At 60.1% G+C, this 18,095-nt stretch carries 18 protein-coding genes and 1 other RNA gene; 4 read left to right on the forward strand and 15 right to left on the reverse strand.

Features of this window, described 5'->3' with window-relative positions; genetic code table 11:
* Window positions 1-43: 43 nt before the first annotated feature.
* Window positions 44-868 (forward strand): class I SAM-dependent methyltransferase, encoded by an 825-nt coding sequence (locus ACIQTW_RS03465; protein ID WP_402936204.1) that lies wholly within the window; start codon window positions 44-46, stop codon window positions 866-868.
* Window positions 869-877: 9 nt separating this feature from the next.
* The gene (locus ACIQTW_RS03470; protein ID WP_402933704.1) at window positions 878-1,591 is read left to right on the forward strand and encodes a metal-dependent transcriptional regulator; all 714 of its coding nucleotides are present in this window, start codon (window positions 878-880) and stop codon (window positions 1,589-1,591) included.
* 61 nt (window positions 1,592-1,652) lie between these two features.
* Here ACIQTW_RS03470 and ACIQTW_RS03475 read toward each other — a convergent pair whose 3' ends face one another.
* Window positions 1,653-3,101: an MFS transporter gene (locus tag ACIQTW_RS03475; protein ID WP_402933706.1), complete on the reverse strand. Its 1,449-nt coding sequence runs from the start codon at window positions 3,099-3,101 to the stop codon at window positions 1,653-1,655.
* Window positions 3,102-3,138: 37 nt separating this feature from the next.
* On the opposite strand from ACIQTW_RS03475, the gene ACIQTW_RS03480 reads away from it, so the two are divergent.
* Window positions 3,139-3,507: a hypothetical protein gene (locus tag ACIQTW_RS03480; protein ID WP_402933709.1), complete on the forward strand. Its 369-nt coding sequence runs from the start codon at window positions 3,139-3,141 to the stop codon at window positions 3,505-3,507.
* Here the strand turns inward: ACIQTW_RS03480 and ACIQTW_RS03485 are convergent.
* From ACIQTW_RS03485 to ACIQTW_RS03550, 14 genes are all read right to left on the reverse strand, one after another.
* The gene (locus ACIQTW_RS03485) at window positions 3,504-4,487 is read right to left on the reverse strand and encodes a S1C family serine protease (protein ID WP_402933712.1); all 984 of its coding nucleotides are present in this window, start codon (window positions 4,485-4,487) and stop codon (window positions 3,504-3,506) included. The genes ACIQTW_RS03480 and ACIQTW_RS03485 overlap by 4 nt on opposite strands.
* 173 nt (window positions 4,488-4,660) lie before the next feature.
* Window positions 4,661-5,029, reverse strand: a transfer-messenger RNA (tmRNA) gene (ssrA, locus tag ACIQTW_RS03490).
* Window positions 5,030-5,127: 98 nt separating this feature from the next.
* Window positions 5,128-5,598, reverse strand: coding sequence for an SsrA-binding protein SmpB (gene smpB / locus ACIQTW_RS03495; protein ID WP_017198498.1), 471 nt, complete (start codon window positions 5,596-5,598; stop codon window positions 5,128-5,130).
* 76 nt (window positions 5,599-5,674) lie between these two features.
* A complete protein-coding gene (locus tag ACIQTW_RS03500) occupies window positions 5,675-7,090 on the reverse strand; it encodes a peptidoglycan DD-metalloendopeptidase family protein (RefSeq protein ID WP_402933715.1) in 1,416 nt (471 codons plus the stop codon).
* Window positions 7,091-7,145: 55 nt separating this feature from the next.
* Window positions 7,146-8,060 carry a permease-like cell division protein FtsX gene (ftsX, locus tag ACIQTW_RS03505; protein ID WP_017198500.1) on the reverse strand — a complete coding sequence of 305 codons (915 nt, stop codon included), beginning with the start codon at window positions 8,058-8,060 and terminating at the stop codon, window positions 7,146-7,148.
* Window positions 8,057-8,821: a cell division ATP-binding protein FtsE gene (gene ftsE, locus ACIQTW_RS03510; protein WP_017198501.1), complete on the reverse strand. Its 765-nt coding sequence runs from the start codon at window positions 8,819-8,821 to the stop codon at window positions 8,057-8,059. The genes ftsX and ftsE overlap by 4 nt, the downstream gene beginning before the upstream one ends.
* A 188-nt stretch (window positions 8,822-9,009) precedes the next feature.
* Entirely contained in the window at window positions 9,010-10,128 is a 1,119-nt protein-coding gene (prfB, locus tag ACIQTW_RS03515; RefSeq protein ID WP_309073003.1) for a peptide chain release factor 2, read from the reverse strand.
* A 69-nt stretch (window positions 10,129-10,197) separates the two neighbouring features.
* On the reverse strand, window positions 10,198-10,653 hold the full coding sequence (locus ACIQTW_RS03520) for a pilus assembly protein TadG-related protein (protein WP_402933721.1): 456 nt from the start codon (window positions 10,651-10,653) through the stop codon (window positions 10,198-10,200).
* The gene (locus ACIQTW_RS03525) at window positions 10,650-11,192 is read right to left on the reverse strand and encodes a hypothetical protein (RefSeq protein ID WP_402933724.1); all 543 of its coding nucleotides are present in this window, start codon (window positions 11,190-11,192) and stop codon (window positions 10,650-10,652) included. Before ACIQTW_RS03525 ends, ACIQTW_RS03520 begins: the two co-directional genes overlap by 4 nt.
* Complete coding sequence (locus ACIQTW_RS03530) at window positions 11,173-11,595, reverse strand: TadE family protein (RefSeq protein ID WP_402933727.1); 423 nt, start codon at window positions 11,593-11,595, stop codon at window positions 11,173-11,175. Before ACIQTW_RS03530 ends, ACIQTW_RS03525 begins: the two co-directional genes overlap by 20 nt.
* Before the next feature lie 8 nt (window positions 11,596-11,603).
* Entirely contained in the window at window positions 11,604-11,843 is a 240-nt protein-coding gene (locus tag ACIQTW_RS03535) for a hypothetical protein (protein WP_402933730.1), read from the reverse strand.
* Between the two features lie 83 nt (window positions 11,844-11,926).
* Window positions 11,927-12,868 (reverse strand): type II secretion system F family protein, encoded by a 942-nt coding sequence (locus ACIQTW_RS03540; RefSeq protein WP_402933733.1) that lies wholly within the window; start codon window positions 12,866-12,868, stop codon window positions 11,927-11,929.
* Window positions 12,865-13,719: a type II secretion system F family protein gene (locus tag ACIQTW_RS03545; protein WP_402933736.1), complete on the reverse strand. Its 855-nt coding sequence runs from the start codon at window positions 13,717-13,719 to the stop codon at window positions 12,865-12,867. The genes ACIQTW_RS03540 and ACIQTW_RS03545 overlap by 4 nt, the downstream gene beginning before the upstream one ends.
* A complete protein-coding gene (locus ACIQTW_RS03550; RefSeq protein ID WP_402936206.1) occupies window positions 13,719-14,939 on the reverse strand; it encodes a CpaF family protein in 1,221 nt (406 codons plus the stop codon). Before ACIQTW_RS03550 ends, ACIQTW_RS03545 begins: the two co-directional genes overlap by 1 nt.
* Window positions 14,940-15,223: 284 nt before the next feature.
* Here ACIQTW_RS03550 and ACIQTW_RS03555 point away from each other — a divergent pair, with 284 nt between their 5' ends.
* Window positions 15,224-17,953: a GH25 family lysozyme gene (locus ACIQTW_RS03555; protein ID WP_402933739.1), complete on the forward strand. Its 2,730-nt coding sequence runs from the start codon at window positions 15,224-15,226 to the stop codon at window positions 17,951-17,953.
* Window positions 17,954-18,095: the final 142 nt, after the last annotated feature.

The following is an 18,095-nucleotide window of genomic DNA, read 5'->3' on the forward strand; positions in this document are numbered from 1 at the left end:
GTAGGGTACTTTTAGCGACCCTGTGAAGGAGCTTTTCGTGGTCCTGCGTTCACCGGCTGCCTCCAGCGGACAGCCACGTACTCCCGGACCAGCCGGGCCGCGTGGTCCAAGGCTGCATGCTTCCCGCCGGCATGAACTCGGTCAGAGCTTCCAGGACGGCGGCGAACACTATGACCGCGTGCGGCCCGGCTATCCGGCCGATTCCGTGGACTGGCTGCTTCCTCCAGGGGCGCGGTCCGCGGCCGACCTTGGAGCCGGCACGGGAAAGTTCACGGCACTCCTCGTAGAACGCGGCCTGGCGGTCAGCGCCGTTGATCCTTCCACGGACATGTTGGAGCAATTGCGAAAAGCCTGCCCCCAGGTCAATGCGCTGGAGGGAACGGCCGAGGCAACTGGACTGACGGACTCAGCATTCGACGTCGTCAGCGTTGCCCAGGCCTGGCATTGGTGCGAGCCCCTCGCAGCGAGCACGGAGATCGCCCGGATCCTGCGGCCCCATGGAATCTTGGGACTGGTCTGGAATCAACTGGACACTTCAATTCCGTGGGTTCACCGCCTCTCGCGCATCATGCATGCAGGCGATGTCCACAAGCCCGGATTCCGGCCAGTCATCGGCCCGGAGTTTGAAGGTTTGGAAAGTCATCTGACCCGCTGGGAGGATGCCCTGACACCTGAGGACATCATGGAACTGACCAAGTCGCGCAGCTACTATCTCCGCGCCAACGACCCCACGCGCGCGAAAGTCATGGGCAACCTTGAGTGGTACCTCTACGACCACCTCGGCCACGCCGCTGGTGAAACCATCGGGTTGCCCTACATGACGCAGACCTGGCGGGCAGTCAAGGTTCAAGGTACAACGCCACGGTAGGCTTGGGGTGTGAAGACCAGTACGCCCTCCTCCTCGATCGAGGACTACGTCAAGGTCATCTACTCCTACACGGAGTGGCAGGACAAACCAATTACGTCGTCCCAACTTGCCCAGCGCCTTGGGGTGGCTAACTCCTCCGTGTCTGAGATGGTGCGCAAGCTCAAGGATCAGGGCCTCGTTGATCACCAACCCTACAGCGCCATCAGGCTGACCCCTGAAGGTATGCGGCTCGCACTCTCCATGGTGCGCCGGCACCGGCTTATTGAGACGTACTTGGTGGATGAACTCGGCTACAGCTGGGACGAGGTCCACGACGAAGCCGAAATGTTGGAACACGCTGTGTCCGATACGTTCATTGAGCGGATGTCGGCCAAGCTTGGGCATCCTGTCCGGGACCCTCACGGAGACCCGATTCCCTCCGCCGATGGTTCGGTTGAGTTGCCGCACGCGTACCGAATGATTGAACTGGATCAGGGTCACTCCGGCCGGATCACGCGAATCAGCGATGAAAATCCGGACCTCTTGCGATACCTTGCCTCGGAAGAGATTTCCTTGGACGCGCCTGTTGAAGTAGTGGGCCGCAAACCCTTTGGAGGGGCCTTGGTTGTTCGCATCGGCAGCGGCGCAAAAGGCCGCGAGTTCGACCTCGCGGACGAGGTCACGTCAGCTCTTTGGGTTCAAAGTGCGGAGACGCACGAAGGCTGCATCCTTCCAGCCCGATAAGCCCGACCCCGGCAAGCCCATGCCCCATGCCCCATGCCCATTAACGCGGGCGCGCTTTAGGTCAGCCTGGCTGCCCGCTCGCACCACCGTCGTCGGACGCGGTGTTCGGTTCGCTGACGGCGGCCGCCGCACCTTCCTGCACAGGATTCCGGATTCCGACGGCGGAGGCCAGCGCCCCGAACAGGAACAGGCCCGCAGTCACCAGCAGAGCGTTGTACAGTCCGCCCCGGGTGAAAGCCGGCCCCACAATCACGCCTGCGAAGGCGATGGAGATCAGACCCGCAATACGGGCAACGGCGTTGTTAACGGCCGAACCAATCCCAGCCTCCTCCGAGGGAACAGCACCTAGAATGGCGGCCGTGAGGGGCGCAACCAATGTCGCCAGCCCAAGGCCAAAGACTATCTGCCCCGGCAACACCTGCGTCCAGTAGTTGAGCGGTTCCCGGACACTCAACGACATCAGGAAGCCCGCACCACACAGTAGAGGGCCTACCGTCATGAACCATCTTGGGCCGTACCTACCGGAGAGGCCACCAAAGTAGGACGCACCCAGCATGAGGATGACCGTGCCGGGAAGCAGCGCCATGCCCGCAAGCGTGGCACCCATGCCGCCGACCTGCTGCAGGTAGATGCCCAACACGAAGAAGCCCAGCGAGATGGCGGCGTAGATGGCCAGAGTAGCGAGATTGCCCCAGGCAAAATTGCGGATACTGAAGAGACGCAACGGCAACATGGGCTCAGCAGTCCGGGCCTCGTGGAAGAGGAACAGCACCATCGCAACCGCACCCACCACAAGGGGGACCCACACCTGGGCGCTCCCCCACCCCATCCGCCCTTGTTCAATGAAGGCATATACCGGGCCGCCCAAGCCAACCATGGCCAGGAGAGCTCCCAGATAGTCGATGTGTTTGCTCTTGTCCCTCGCCGCGTCCGACGCCCGCAGGCGCGCAAGCATTGGCCAGATGGCAACAGCGGGGATGACGTTGATGAAGAAGATCACCCGCCACGAGAGCAGGTCCACAGCGATGCCGCCGATCAGCGGGCCCACAATGGCCGCGGCGCTCGTCCAACCTGACCATTGCCCGATGGCTTTTGACTGGGCCGGGCCGGTGAACGACGAGATGATCATGGCGAGGGAACTCGGAACCAGGAGGGCGCCGGCGACCCCTTGCAACGCCCGGGAGACTACCAGCACTTCGCCGGTCCACGCGAGTCCGCACATCACGGAGGTCGCGGCAAAACCGGCCAGCCCCCATTCAAGGATCCTTGCCCTGCCGAAATGGTCAGATAGTGAACCGGCAACCAGGATCAATGCCCCCAGCGTGAGCAGGTAGGCGTCCACCACCCACTGTTGAATGACCAGGCCGCCACCCAGTTCCCTTCCGATGGCTGGCAGTGCGAGATTCACCACAAAACCATCCAGGATTGCGATGAAAGAAGCCACGATTGCCACCACAAGGACGCGTTTCTGGAGAGGTGTACTCGGCGGCAGGACCGCAGCGTCAGTCATGTGCACAGCCTACGCCCGGGAAGTCCCGTATCGTTGAATGGTGATTAGCAGACGTGATGCCGCATTGGCCCTTGATATTTCGATGGAAATGGCCCAACGCCACGGCATTCCGTCCCGCCTCTCCGAGGCCGAGCTCAGGGACATCCAGGACAACCCTCCGGCGTGGTTGGTACAGTCCCGGGCCAACCGCACCGGCAAGCGACCCGTCTGGGTCCATCTGACATGTGCTGTCTGCGGATACACCGAGGCCGTTCGCCCCAAGAAATGGTGGCCGGACTTTTCGTTCGTCTTCTGTGGCAGCCACCGGAACAGCGAACTTCCCGAACTGTTCCTCGGCGATGTCCGCAGCGAGTATGAAGGCGTGGGAAGCCGGTTCATCGGAGTTGTGGACGTTCGCGAGGACTAGGTCGGCTGACCCATTTCGGATGGAACGGCAGTGAGCTTTAGTACTTTGCCTTCCCGGAGTACCGTCAGCGGGAACGGCTGGCCGATAGCCTCGGCAAACAGCAATTTCTGCAAGCTCTCAGCACTGGACACCGCACGATCCTGCGCACGTAGCACCACATCCCCCGCGTGGAGCCCGGACAACTCCGCCGGCGAGCCCGGGATGACCTCCACCACCCGCAGGCCTTCCTTCTGCCCGGTCCGCACCACTGCACTGGCGTCCAGTGGTATTGGCGTGCTCACCAGCCCCAAGTAAGCGCGGCGCACGCGACCGTCCCTCAGCAGCGCCGCAATGATGCGCTGGGTTGTGGTGTTGATGGGTACGGCCAGTCCAAGCCCAAGACCCGCAACGGCAGTGTTGATACCTACGATGCGTCCCCTCGTATCGGCCAGTGCACCGCCGGAGTTCCCTGGGTTGAGCGCAGCATCGGTTTGAATGACGTCCTCAATTACCCGCCTGTGTTCGCCCGCCCTTACGGGGATGGAACGCCCCAACCCGCTCACCACGCCAGCAGTTACCGAACCGGCCAAACCGAGCGGATTCCCCACGGCGATCACCAGTTGGCCCACCCGCAAGGTGTCAGCGTTGCCCAGCAAAGCCGGAGGCGGGGTTGACTTCAAGCCACGGACTACGGCCAGGTCGGAAAGGGGATCTGCACCCACCAGCTCCACATCAGTTTGCTTGCCATCCGCAAAAACGGCCCGACCGGACTGGAGGCCTGCCACCACGTGGGCGTTGGTCAGCATGTATCCGTCGCCGGTGAAGACCACAGCTGAACCACTTCCTCCGTGGACCCGTCCGCGGCGATCTGTACTTGTCATTTCGATCGCGGCAACGTGGGGCGTCACCGACTCAGCAACCCGTATGACAATCTGCGAGTACGCATCCAAGGCGCCATCGTCGTCTGACGCCTGTTCTTCGAAAGCCTCGTTTGTCGTCATATCGTGCCTCCTGCCAAGATCCGCCGCGATTCACCGCTAACCTTCGGCGACGCGTCTACCCTGTACAACTGCCATGCAGTTGCCGGTAGTCCGGAAGGTGCTACGCCGTGGGTGAACGCTTTGCGTGCGGGCAAAAGAAAACCCCCGGATCACAAGGATCCGAGGGCTTTCCGGGGTGGAGATGGGGGGAATTGAACCCCCGTCCGATGTCGTTTTGTCAGGGCTTCTCCGGGCGCAGTTCGCGTCGGATTTTCTCGGCCCCAGCCATCCTGCGAACAGGTGGCTGATCCGGGCCCAGTCATCTAAAAGTCCCGTTTACCTCAATGACGAAGGCAAACAGCAGTGGCTATCTAAATGACGCCAGGAACCGGGGCGATAGCAACCCCGGGCTGACGGACTGTCTTACTGCTTAGGCAGCGAGAGCGAAGTCAGTGCGCTTAGATTCGGCACTTATTGGTTTGCAGACAGCGTTTACGAGATAATTCTGCATCCTCGGCCCGCTTCACCTGTCGCGACTAACATCGTCGAAACCGATCATCCCCGTATTTTGTTACCAAACCCGCCAAGAGTCTTTGAACTCCCGTCGGACTACCTATCATAACGCATCCAACCGGCTGATCATTCCCCGGAGACACGCTCCCTAGCGTCGGTTGCGTTCCCTCAACTCACGCAGCGACTCACGCTTGTCCTGCTGCTCACGGAGCGTCTGGCGCTTGTCGTAATCCTTCTTGCCTCGGGCGATGGCAATTTCCACCTTGGCACGGCCGTCCAGGAAGTAAAGCTGAAGCGGCACTACGGTGAAGCCGGACTCACGAATTTTCTGCGAAATCTTGTCCAGTTCATCGCGGTGCAGCAGGAGCTTACGACGGCGGCGAGCAGCATGGTTTGTCCAGCTCCCCTGGTGATACTCAGGGATGTGGATGCCCTCCATCCACAGTTCGTCGTTGTAGAAGGTGCAGAAGCCATCAACCATGGAGGCATGACCTTCACGGAGGGACTTTACCTCTGTTCCCATGAGGGCAATGCCTGCCTCATAGGTGTCCAGGACATGGTAGTTATGCCGGGCCTTCCGATTGGTGGCCACTACCTTACGGCCACTTTCCTTGGGCACGGTAGAACTCCTTGTTAGATGCGGATTTCAACTAGTGTACGCCAGCGCGAGACAACCTCTGCGCGCCATCCGCACGCTAAAGGAGAGTCATGGGGTCCACTGCGGCACTGTTGAGCCAGGTTTCGAAGTGCGCGTGGCAACCTGTCGAGTTACCCGTGCTACCCGAGTAAGCGATGAGTTGCCCCGCCGATACTTGCTGGCCGTTTGCTACAACAATGCTGCTGTTGTGGTAGTAGATGGTGGTCAGCGAATTGCCTTGCACCACACCATGGGACAGTTTTACCCGCCATCCGCCGCCGTCGGCGGAATTCCAGCCCGAGTTGAAGACCTCGCCGGCCGCCGCTGCATAGACGGGCGTGCCACATGCCGCGCCGAAGTCGATGCCCGTGTGCATGTAACCACCGGTGCCATAGAAGTCGATGGTGCCTGGTGGTGTTGCCCGCCAGCCAAATCCGGACGTAATGGGGACAGCACTTGCGAAGGGGTGCCGAAGACCGAAGGCCGACGGCGAACCGGCCGGCGGAGGAGAATACGGCGGTTCAGGAGGTGCGGGCCTTCCTTGGGCTGCGGCTGCAGCAGCTGCCGCAGCCGCGGCCTCTTCGGCAATTCGGCGCTGTTCCGCTTCCCAGGCTTCCCTCAGCTTCCGGTCACGCTCCACGATTTCGGCGGCGACCGTACTCTGTTCGGCCTTTACCCGCGCAAGGTTGGCCTCAATGCCCGGCTTAGCGGCCTGAAGTTGTCCATTGAGGCGGGTGGTGTCTTCAATCAGCTTGTCGACTTCGGCTTTCTTGCTCGCAGCCTCGTCCCTCGCCGACTTTTCCCGTTCCAGCGCGGCGTCCGCCTTTGCCTTCAGGTCCTGGATTTCTTCCTCGACAGCAACAAGCCTCGCCTGGGAGTTCACGTTGGTGGCGTTCTGTTGGGTGAGTTTGGTCATCGCCGCGTTTTGGCTGCGCATGGCCTGGTCAGCCAAGTCCATGGACTCGGTCAAACTTCCGGATTCACTGGAGCCGAACAAGAGTGCAATATTGGTGGGAACTCCACCGGACTTGTAGGCCTGGGAGGCGATCTGTCCGATCAGCTTCTTGGTGTCCGTGATCTTCTGCTTATCACTCTCCAGCTGCTCCGTAATTTTGGCCTTGTTCTGCTGGGCAAGCTCAACCCTGGCGGCAAGTGCCTCAACTTCCTTCACCGCACTAGCCACCCGCCCCTGCGCCTCAAGCAGAGCCTGTTGTGCACCGGGAAGCCGGCCCTGGTAAATCACCAGGTCACCGGCAGCCTTTGCGATGTTTGAGTCGACAAACTCGAGCGAAGCCTGGACCCGGGCCGCTTCTGCTTCCAGCGCAGCCTGCTGGTCCTCAAGGCTATCTGCCTGGGCTGTTGGAGCGCCTGAAAGGAGACTGACAGCCAGGCCAACAGCAAGAACCGCCCCCAGAAACCGAGCATGGCCCGACGCAAGGCGCCGGCGCAGGGGGTTCGGGTCCAACGTGGTCATCAGGATTCCTTTTCGCTTATCAGCATGGGCGTTGTTTCAGTCAGGACGTTCACGGTTACACCTTCAGGTAACGCCGGAGAGTTAAGAGGGAAGAGATGCCGGCAAGACCAGCGCCAAGGGCAATAAGCACCGGTGCGATCACCAGGACCTGCGTGGACGAAATGAACGGGGTGTTGAGGAACTGCCTCGACAAGTCGCCGTTCAGCCAGAAGTGGGCCATAAGCCAGAGCGTGACGGAGGCCAGTAGCGCACCCACAACGGCAGCTATTACACCTTCCAGGATGAACGGCAGTTGAATCACCGTCTTGGATGCACCAACCAGCCGCATGATTCCTGTCTCCCGCCGTCGACTGAATGCCGACAGACGGATGGTGGTGGTGATCAAAAGGACCGCACAGAAAATCATCACCGCCGCCACGCCTATGGCCGCAACCGATGCCCCGTTCATCCAGGAAAAAATGCGCTCGAGCACCTGCCGTTGGTCACTGACTGTTTCAACACCCGGTTGCGAGGAGAACGTCTCGCTGATGATTTCGTACTTTTCGGGGTTCTTCATGTTGATCCGGAACGAGGCCGGCAACTGGTCTTCAGATACTGAATCCACAATCGGAGAGTTGGAGAACTGCTCCTTGAAGTGCGTGTACGCCTCGGCTTGGGACTCGAACTGGAAATCGTTGATGTACGGCTTGATTGCCGGTGATTCGAGCATTGCCTGCAGGTTGTCCTGCTGTTCCTTGGTGGCCGAACCCGAAGCGCAGCCCACCGCCGTCGAACCGTCATTACAGAGGAAGACGGCTACCTGCACTTTGTCGTACCAGTAGCCCTTCATCTGGTTGATCTGCATCTGCAGCATTCCCGCCGCACCAACGAACGTCAGGGAAACAAAAGTCACCAAGACCACGGAAATAACCATGGAGAGGTTGCGGCGCAGGCCACCACCGATTTCCCCCAGAATAAACAAAAGCCTCACAGCTGTGCCCCCTGCGCACGGTTGAGCTCTTCCCCGCTGGCGTCCCGCAGCCGGCGCGATTCCCCAACCACGGGAATCATCGAGGTGTACAGCGCCTTGGCTTCGTCGCGAATGACCTTGCCGTTCTTGAGCTCCACCACGCGGCGGCGCATTTCATTGACGATGTCGTCGTCGTGGGTTGCCATCACTACCGTGGTGCCGTTCTGGTTGATCTTGTCCAGGACTCCCATGATTCCCATCGAAGTGATGGGATCAAGGTTTCCGGTCGGTTCGTCCGCCAGCAAAATGCCAGGGCGGTTTACGACGGCGCGGGCAATCGCCACGCGCTGCTGCTCACCACCGGATAGTTCATGAGGCATGCGACGTTCCTTGCCCTCAAGGCCAACCGTCTTCAAGACCTCAGGTACTGTCTCCCTGATAATCGAGCGGCTTTTGCCGATCACCTGCATCGCGAATGCTACGTTCGCGAAGACGTTTTTCTGAGGGAGCAACCGGAAGTCCTGGAAGACGACGCCGATTCCGCGCCGAAGCTTCGGGACGCGCCAACTCGAAATGTTGGCAACATTCTGGCCCGCGACGTAAACGGATCCGGACGAGGCTTTGTCCTCTTTCAGGATCAACCGCAGGAAGGTGGACTTGCCGGATCCTGAAGCGCCCACCAGAAAGGTGAATTCGCCGCGGTTGATCTCAAGGCTCACAGAATCGAGCGCCGGTCGGGCATTCTGCTCGTAGACCTTGGTGACATTCTCAAATCTGATCATGGCCCTTTAGAACCCCGCCGGACATGACATAGTCGCCCAGTCCAACAGCCGGAGCGCGGGCTTTCGATGGGGGAAGTGAGAGCACCGGCCACTCGACTATACGCACGGGTAAGCCGCTATTCCGCGGCTTTCAAGGGCGTGTCGCGGAATACGAAGTCTCACATGACCCAAGCCACATTAGTCGGTGTCTAGTTGGCCGCTGCGTTTCGGTTGCCGGTACGCCAACGAATGCCGGCGTCAATGAAATCATCTATATCGCCGTCAAGCACCGCCGAGGTGTTGCCCACCTCATGTTCCGTTCGCAGGTCCTTGACCATCTGGTAGGGATTGAGGACGTAGGAGCGCATTTGGTCGCCCCAGGAGGCTTTGACGTCTCCGGCCAATGCCTTCTTTTCCGCGTCCTGCTGTTCCTTCTTAACCAGCAGCAGTCGGGACTGGAGCACGCGCATGGCGGCCGCCCGGTTCTGAAGCTGCGATTTCTCATTCTGCATTGAGACCACAATGCCCGTAGGGATGTGAGTCAGCCTCACTGCGGAGTCAGTTGTATTGACCGACTGCCCGCCCGGACCTGACGACCGGAAGACGTCAACACGGATTTCATTGTCCGGGATCTCGATCGAGTCTGTCTGCTCGATCAAGGGGATGACTTCCACCGCTGCGAAGGATGTCTGGCGGCGCCCTTGATTATCGAAAGGACTGATGCGGACCAAGCGGTGGGTTCCGGCTTCAACACTTAACGTGCCAAAGGCGTAAGGTGCCTTGACTTCGAAGGTGGCCGATTTCAGGCCGGCTTCTTCGGCATAGGACGTGTCCATCACAGTGGTCGGGTACCCATGGCGTTCGGCCCAACGCAGGTACATCCTCATGAGCATCTCTGCGAAGTCGGCTGCATCGACGCCGCCGGCTCCTGCCCTGATGGTCACTACAGCTTCGCGTTCGTCATACTCGCCCGACAAAAGGGTTGTAATCTCGAGTTCCGCCAGCGCCTTGCGGATAGAGGAAAGTTCTTTGGCCGCTTCCGCCATCGAATCCTCATCGCCCTCGTCCTGGCCTAGTTCCACCAGGACTTCGAGATCGTCAATCCGGGAAGCGAGCTTGGACAGGCGCTCAACTTCGGACTGCCGGTGCGACAACCGGGAAGTGATCACTTGGGCAGAAGCAGGATCATCCCAAAGGTCCGGAGCCCCTGCCTGCTCGCTCAGCTCAGCGATCTCAGCCTTTAAGGCATCGATATCGGTGACGTTCTCGATTGAGCTATACGTTGCTCGAAGTGCGCGGATTTCCGCGGGAAAATCAATTTCAGCCATGATCTTCCCAGCGTACGCTATCTGTTGGCCTCCCTGATGGCGCCTTTGCCCCGCCCATGATAGACGCACTCACTGGGTCAGCCGGGAACGGGCAGTTGACCTCGCCTCAATGAGAATCCCATCGGGGAGCAGAAAGCTGATCACCGGCGGATGCGCTATGGCAGTGAGGACTACCACTGCTGTACCCCCCGGCTCGCTTCCCGTGTCCGGCGCGATAGCCAGTTGGTCATGTCGGGAAAAAGCGTTGCTGGCGTCGAGGTAGGAGCCGGCTGCGGCGAGCACCCTTGCATCTACCAGCGATGTGGAAGGAATACCGCTTCCCCCGATATCCCCCACCGTGTAGGAATCTGCGGCCGCGAGAGCCGCTCCGTCAGCCAGGGACAGGAGCTTCTTGCGCTCCAAATACATAGCTGAAGCTCCCATAACCACCGAAGCAAGGAGGAGCGACAACAGCACGAAACCCAGGATGAGAACCGATATCTGGCCATCCTCCCGCGGGTGCCCATTCGGTGCCACCACTGTCATTGGTAACGCCCTACAACCTGCGATGCCGAGGCACTGAGTCGACTCGCGTGCAATTGCAGCACGTCCGCGAATGGCATCAAGGGCAAAGACACGTCCAGGCGCACTGTGACGGTTACGGTTGCGCCGGCTGCCAAACAACTCCCGCGATTACACGCGATGGTGATGCTGGCCTTCTCAGCGTCATGACCGTGGTCCCTGAGGGCCACAAGAACACTGCGCTCCGCTGCAATCCTTGCGCTGACGGGATCCCGTTGAGTCACGAAGACTTTCGCCGCTTGGTCAGCAGCGCCAACTACCGCAAACGATCCGCCCTGGATCTGGCCTACAGTCACCACGAAATAGACGACGGGGACCATGAGCAGCAACGCCAGAAAGGTGAATTCAACCGTTGCGTTGCCCCCTTGGGCTTCTTGTTCCTGTTGGGGAGCGTAAGTCGTTGCTGTCCCAAGCGGCTCCGCCCGTAAGCACAAGGCCGCCCGCAGCCGAAGCCGGAAAGCCACGAGTAGGGACCTTGACGTGTCACCCGGGGACGTCTGCATGACCCTTGACCTCCAAGGTTTGGGCGGGGCCGATCAGGCCCACCACCGGCAGAGGTGCCCTCACTGTAACTTCCAATGTTCGGATCCCATCTGTGGTGATTTCAGTCGACGTGACATCGCGTGCAAAGTCACTGCTCAACGCCGCACCAATCAACTCGGCAGTCCGGGCACGGGCGTCCAAGGACGTTCGATCCGACAATGCCCCGTAGCCCGCTCCGGAAGCGGCAGCATCAATAAGCGTGTTCCGAACGTGCAGCACCAGCGTCAGCTGAACAATCGCCATGAAAAACAAAGTCAGCAATGCGCCAACCAACACGAAGTCGACAACCGCTGATCCACGCTCATTCACATGTCCAACACTCCTTGGATTGAAACAGCCACCTACAAGGCTTTTATGGTGCATCCCATGCCCTACTTGCCCACCTTGCTCATTGCTTGATTGAAGAGATCACCCAACGCCGGTGTCGCGATGGCAAGTAGTCCCGCCACGAGGATCGCTGACATTAGAGTGATCATTACCCAACCAGGTACGTCACCGCGCTCGCGATCTTCCCTCTGGGGCAACACTCTCAAAGCAATGACCACGAACAACCACTGGCAGCAAAGCAGAGGGAGAGAGGCAGCGGACAATCTGTTTGTAACTCGTTTCATGGTTTTCCCCAATGTGTTTCCAGCAATTACTGACGTAGCATCGCCGGTTGAAAGTACGGAAAGGACGGATTGATGACACTGCGCTAAAGGCTCATTTCCAAGGCTGCGATGGCAGGGAACGCAGCGAAGACCACGGTCAGAGGAAGCACGCCGAAAACAAGCGGCACCATCATGGCAATTTCTTTTCGGCCTGCAGACTCCATGAGTTCCCGTTGCGCGGCATCACGGACATCCGCCGCTTGCGCCCGAAGGACGTCTGCGAGGGGCGTTCCGCGTTCAACAGCAACCACCAATCCGTCTATAAACCTGACCAGGGGCGGCAAGTCAGCCTTGGACGAAAAAGCCTGAAGTGCTTCCGTTAGCGGTTTCCCGGACCGTGTATCGGCCAGAATTGTGGCAAATTCCCTGGAGAGCTCACCATTCGAGCTGCGGCTCACCCTGTCCATTGCGCCCATTGCGCTCTCTCCGGCAGCAACAGCGAGCGCCATTAACTCCGCCAAGCTGGGAAACTCGGATAACATCCTGGATTCCCTCCGTTTGATCCTCAGCCCCAACACAAAATCGCGAAGCAGGTAGCCTCCCAGCGCGCTTCCAAGGACGGTGAGACAGGACGCGGCCGGACTGAATTGCCCGGAGGTCGCTCGCGCGACAACCACGAGGACAGAGAGCACGAAAGCGGCGCCAGCCCAAAGAAGCTGCTCAGCCCGGAAGTCCAATGTTGATTGTTTTGAACCGGCACGGGCAAGCCTCCTACTCAGGGCTGTGGAACCAAGATTGAGCCGGGACATGGCGATGACTGCATCCCGAATGATGGGGCGGAGTATGCGTTCCAACGGGCCGAAGGGCGTGAGATTGTCCGTTGGCGTACGGAGAAGGCGCGAATCAAGATTCTGCGACTTTAACTGCGGTTCAATGCGGTCAGAGAATCGCAGTGGCCGCATGAACGGGAGCCGCACAAGCACTAACCAGAATCCGGCGCCCAGGACCAGGCCGCACAACACGGCGAAAGCAATCGAGGTGTTCATCGAAAAACCCGCTCATCCTCTGGCAAGGCGCCAACACGAAGCATCACGGAGTAGCAAAAAACTGAGATCAGCAGCCCTCCCAGCAACACCACCGCGCCCCTGCCGGAGTTGAAAGCAATCATGGCTTCGGGCCGGCTTGCCATGACCACTAGAACTATCCAGGGAGCAGCTACAGCAAGCCGGGCAGCATTGATCGTCCACGACTGCCGGGCCTCAAGCTCACTTCGGGTCCTGGCGCTGTCACGCAGGAACGCAGAGAGGGTACCCAACATACGCCCAAGGTCTGAACCGCCCACTTCCCGGGTCATTCGCAAGGCTTCTATGATGCGGTCGGCTACAGGGTCTGCCAGCCGATCCTTGAGCCTTTCCACCGCCGCCTCAAAATTCCCGGCCGCTCTATAGTCGGCTCCAAAGTCCAAGAACAATTCCCTTAGCTCCTCCGGTCCGTTGTATCCCAGCTGGACCAACGCCTCCGGCAGTGCAAGACCCGCGCGAATCGCCGACCGCAAGTGGTCCACCACATCCGGCCACAGCTGCCGGAGCGCCGTCCTGCGCTTCCGGGCACGCAAACGTACCGCCGCAAACGGAATCCAGGAACCGAATATCGCAAAGCATGAGGCAACAGGCAGCGAGCCTGTCAGGACGTAGAACGCCAGCAGCGCACACAAGCCGAATCCGGCGCAGGTGGCAAGGAGCCCGCCGCCCGTGACTTTCTCGATCCCTGCTGCCATCAGAAGGAGGTCCAAGCGACGTGGCGTGCTTCTTTTGGGTTCAACCGGTGGCTCCACCCACGCTGACCACCAAACGAGGAACACTCCCAGGCCACACACGATCCCAAGCAACGGTGCCATCAGTTCAACTCCAGGAGGGCAGCCACGTCAAAGCCTGCCCGGGCAAACTTCTCCGCTGCCGGCATGGAATTTGCCCTGGGCTGCAACTGACCAGCAACCATGCCAAAGACACCAGTGGATTCGATGATCCCGTTTTCCACCCTGCGCCCCAGGGAAAGAATTTCGGTTACCTGCCTGCGCCCGGTTGAATGTCGACCGCAGTGCACCACCAGATCGATGCAGGATGCCACAGTGGGGACTACGAAAGCACTAGAGATATTCGCTCCCGCCAGGAGTGGCGTGCAGATCTTAGTGACGGCATCGTGTGCGGAATTGGCATGCACGGTGCACATCCCGGGCAAGCCGGAATTCAGTGCGATCAGCATATCGAGGCTTTCGGCTTCGCGAACTTCTCCCACTACCAGGCGATCGGGACGCATCCGAAGCGCTTCCTTAACCAGCCGCCGCAACGGAATTTCCCCTTCACCTTCGAGATTTGCCTGCCGGCATTGCAACCCGACTACGTCGCGCAGCGGGAGCTGCAATTCGAAGATCTCCTCAACCGTGATGACACGTTCACGGGAACCGATGCTCGCGGCAAGGCAGTTCAGCATGGTTGTCTTTCCCGCCTGGGTAGCTCCCGAAACAAGGATGTTGAGCCCGCTGGCTACTGCAGCGCCAAGGAACCTGGCGGCTTGGGGCGTCAAACTTCCAAGCTCAACGAGGTGTTCGAGTCGGTTTGCCCGCGCAATGAATTTCCGGATGTTGACGGCCCAGTGCTTACGGGTAATGTCCGGGATCGCTACGTGCAACCTGGATCCGTCGGGAAGTGCCGCATCCACAAAAGGGGATGAAAGATCCAAACGGCGCCCCGAGCTCTTGAGCATCCTTTCTACGAGATCCCGCACTTGCTGATCGCTGAGTGTTACGGCCGTCAGCTCGGATTCCCCATTGCGGGCCACATAGATCTCGTGCGGCGCATTAATCCATACCTCCTCGATTCCGGCATCATCCAAAAGCGGCTGCAGTGGCCCAAACCCCGCAACGGCATCGAAGATGTGTTGTCGGGCGGCCTCGAGGTGTCCGAGTGAAGGCAGAGGGCCAAGAAGTGCCCGTTCGTCGTAATCGTCGACGGCCTCATCTACCAGAAGCCGAACATCCTTGGTTTGTTCCAGCGGATCCAAACCGCGGCGTCGTATGAGTTCCCGGACTTCTCCCTCGACGATTTTTACAGCATCCACATCTCTCCCCATGATCACGAACCCGTAAATGAGAGGCGCATCTCGAGTCATTCACGCTAGGCGAGCGAAAGCAGACGCCCAAGTCGCTGAGATAGCAGGTGTGGATAAATGCCCCCTTCTGTCACATATGCATCTGGAATCCCACTAGTCACTCCAGTTTCGGAATGTTAGGGTAAAGCCCGTTAGGAGCTGGCCTTTGGTCTCATGCGCAGGCGCCCGCCCCGGAGCTTGTCCGCAAGCCACACCATGCGCCGCTAAGCCGCGGTTCAGGGCCGGATGTGAAAATGAAAACAAATTCGATGGACCTGGTCCACCGCATCCCTCTGGCACGTGCCGGCTTGGCGCTTACTGTCGCACTGCTGGCGGCCAGCAGCCTGGGAGTTCCCGCGTGGGCGCAGTCTTCCGGCCCTCGACCGGCCCCGCATTCCAATACTCAGGAAAGCCCGCCGCCGCAGGGCCCCCGGCCGGCCGGCGACGGCTCCGGGTCCGCTCCGGACAGCGGGTTGTCAACGAGTGCACCGGCGCCCGATCAGCAAGAGCGGCCGGCCGCCGTCGAACCCTCACCCGTGGCGACAAGCCCCACTGCCTCCGGTCAGACCGAAGCACCTGCCGCAACGCCCAGGTCCATGCCCGGCAACGCCCCGGACGCCGAAGCCATGAAATCCGCCATGCGCGCCGCCATTCCAGCCGGTGGTGCAGAGATGGGGCAGCGCTCGCCGAGAGTAATGGCCAATCAACAGAAGGCGGCTTCGCAGCCTTCCGGAGCGAAAGCAATCGGCGGAGCCTTGGACTCAGCAGTCCCCATGGCGGCTGACACGGGACATTGGCGGCCCAGTATCGGCATTGCCGGACAGGACGTCAGCGCCCACCAACCCGACATCAACTGGCAGAACCAATGGAATCAAGGTTCCCGATGGGCATACGTCAAGGCCTCTGAAGGCAACTACTACCTGAATGAGAAGTACACACAGCAGTACAACGGATCCCGCAACGTAGGAATGGTCCGGGGCGCATACCACTTCGCTATACCCAACTGGTCATCAGGTGCCGATCAAGCCAGATATTTTGTGGCAAACGGTGGTGGGTGGACAGCCGACGGGTACACGTTGCCTCCCGTCCTGGACATCGAGTACAACCCCTATGCCGGACGGACCATCAACGGGTTCTACTTCGGCAACACGTGCTATGACATGTCCAAAGCGCAGCTCGGACAGTGGGCGGCCGACTTTGGCAACACAGTCAAGGCCCTGACCGGCCGCTTCCCGGTGATCTACAGCACCACGGACTGGTGGAATACCTGTGTGGGAAACTCCACCTTCGGAAGCTACCCCCTGTGGATCGCGTCCTACTGGAACAACCCAACCAACTCCCCGGGTAACCTGCCGGTCAGTTGGGGCAACTACACCATGTGGCAGTACAGCAGCACCGGCCCCTTTGAGGGCGATTCAAACATTTTCAACGGCACCTATGACCAGCTTCGGACATTTGCGCGTGGAGTCCCCCGCCCATCCAGCCCTTCCATCCGGTCCGGGGCTGACGTGCTCGCTGCCATGCCCTCCGGACGCCTGGACAATTTCCCGGCAGACGGCCAGGGCCGCATCACAGGACCGGTAACGATTGGGGCCGGTTGGGGAACCGCGCAATCCGTCCACGTCGTTGACTGGAACCAGGACGGGGTCCAAGACATCCTCGCCCAGTGGCGGGACGGCTCGCTCCAAGTCTTCCGCGGTGCCTCCGGCGGCGGATTCCTTTCACCCTTGCTGGTGGGAACCGGGTGGCAGGAAATGTCGCTCACGGTTGGGTGGTGGAACTCGAGGGACGGTTATCCGGGTGTCATCGGCCAGGATGGCAAAGGAAACCTTTACCGGTACACGAATGCGGCAGGAGGTGCCCTCAGCGGAGGTGTGATGATCGGAACCGGATTCGGAGGGCACCAATTCAACCAACTGGACTTCGACGGCGACGGCAACCAGGACATCGTCTCCCGGACGGCCGACGGGATCATGCGTCTATACCGCTCCAACGGTGTGGGATCTTTCCTCGCCGAATCGAGCCGGGTGATTGGCAACGGCTGGTCCGGCATGACATCGGTCAGCTCCGCAGCGGGTTTCAACGGCTCCGGTTCGCAAGGGCTCCAAGCCCGGACTGCCAATGGTGACCTGTACTACTACCCGGCTGTCTCCGGTTCCTGGGGCAACCGCTTCCTCATCGGAGTGGGATGGAATGACGCGAACGTCATCAGCGGCGCACCGGTCAACGTTGAGCGCACGCTCGGGGTGGACGCGCAGGACGTCGTGGCCGCTCGTCAAGACGGCAACCTGTACCGTTACCCCGGGTCGGGATCTACTTCCTTGCTACCAGCCGAGCTTATCGGCACTCAGTGGACCGGCCTTAAGGCCGGTTTCCTCGCAGACTGGAACAACGATGGCGCCTTGGACATCGTTGCGCAGTGGACCGATGGGCGGCTTAGCGTCTACCCGGGATTCATCGGCCGGGGCTACGGGGCGCCGATCAGTCTCGGAACCGGTTGGAAGGACTGGACGCTAACCGTGGGTTCGTGGAGGAAGGCCGATGCCCGGCCGAGCATTGTTGGCTACGATTCCGCGGGTCGGTTGTTCCACATTAGTAATCCATCCGGCGCCGGCTTGGGCGCGCGTGTTCAGATTGGTACGGGTTGGTCCGGATTGGGCATCGCCCAGATGGACTTCGACAAGGACTCCAACATGGACCTCTTGGCGAAGAATGCCGCCGGTGATTTATTGCTCTACCGGTCAAACGGCAGTGGAGCCCTGGTCTTGGAAGCGCCGGGCCTCGTAGGTATCGGCTGGAATGTGGTCAACAGCTTCGGATCCATCCGTGGTTTCGCCGGGGCGGGATCAACCGGAGTTCTGGCCCGGACGACCGACGGCGATCTGCGTTACTACCCGGTCGGACAGAATCGCAGCTGGGGTTCGCCCACCAAAGTTGGCACCGGATGGGGCGGGTTGAGAATCCTCGCCCCCGCTGGAAGTTAGAAGCCCGCACACTCCGACTCGAAAAGCGAAAGGGTCTGGACACTCCGAAAGGGAGTGTGCAGACCCTTTCCCATTTGGGCAAAACTACGTAATGGAAACAAATAATGTTTGAGCCAAGGGACGGGTCTAAATCCCTGGATGG

Source organism: Paenarthrobacter sp. NPDC090517, assembly GCF_044769165.1.
Classification (GTDB): Bacteria; Actinomycetota; Actinomycetes; order Actinomycetales; family Micrococcaceae; genus Arthrobacter.

Bases quoted from the DNA above. Each gene is read 5' to 3' on its own strand.
- ACIQTW_RS03475 (WP_402933706.1), bottom strand. From the start codon at position 3,101: ATGACTGACGCTGCGGTCCTGCCGCCGAGTACACCTCTCCAGAAACGC.
- ACIQTW_RS03480 (WP_402933709.1), top strand. From the start codon at position 3,139: ATGGTGATTAGCAGACGTGATGCCGCATTGGCCCTTGATATTTCGATG.
- ACIQTW_RS03485 (WP_402933712.1), bottom strand. From the start codon at position 4,487: ATGACGACAAACGAGGCTTTCGAAGAACAGGCGTCAGACGACGATGGC.
- ACIQTW_RS03500 (WP_402933715.1), bottom strand. From the start codon at position 7,090: ATGACCACGTTGGACCCGAACCCCCTGCGCCGGCGCCTTGCGTCGGGC.
- ftsE (WP_017198501.1), bottom strand. From the start codon at position 8,821: ATGATCAGATTTGAGAATGTCACCAAGGTCTACGAGCAGAATGCCCGA.
- prfB (WP_309073003.1), bottom strand. From the start codon at position 10,128: ATGGCTGAAATTGATTTTCCCGCGGAAATCCGCGCACTTCGAGCAACG.
- ACIQTW_RS03520 (WP_402933721.1), bottom strand. From the start codon at position 10,653: ATGACAGTGGTGGCACCGAATGGGCACCCGCGGGAGGATGGCCAGATA.
- ACIQTW_RS03525 (WP_402933724.1), bottom strand. From the start codon at position 11,192: ATGCAGACGTCCCCGGGTGACACGTCAAGGTCCCTACTCGTGGCTTTC.
- ACIQTW_RS03530 (WP_402933727.1), bottom strand. From the start codon at position 11,595: ATGCACCATAAAAGCCTTGTAGGTGGCTGTTTCAATCCAAGGAGTGTT.
- ACIQTW_RS03535 (WP_402933730.1), bottom strand. From the start codon at position 11,843: ATGAAACGAGTTACAAACAGATTGTCCGCTGCCTCTCTCCCTCTGCTT.
- ACIQTW_RS03540 (WP_402933733.1), bottom strand. From the start codon at position 12,868: ATGAACACCTCGATTGCTTTCGCCGTGTTGTGCGGCCTGGTCCTGGGC.
- ACIQTW_RS03545 (WP_402933736.1), bottom strand. From the start codon at position 13,719: ATGGCACCGTTGCTTGGGATCGTGTGTGGCCTGGGAGTGTTCCTCGTT.
- ACIQTW_RS03555 (WP_402933739.1), top strand. From the start codon at position 15,224: ATGAAAACAAATTCGATGGACCTGGTCCACCGCATCCCTCTGGCACGT.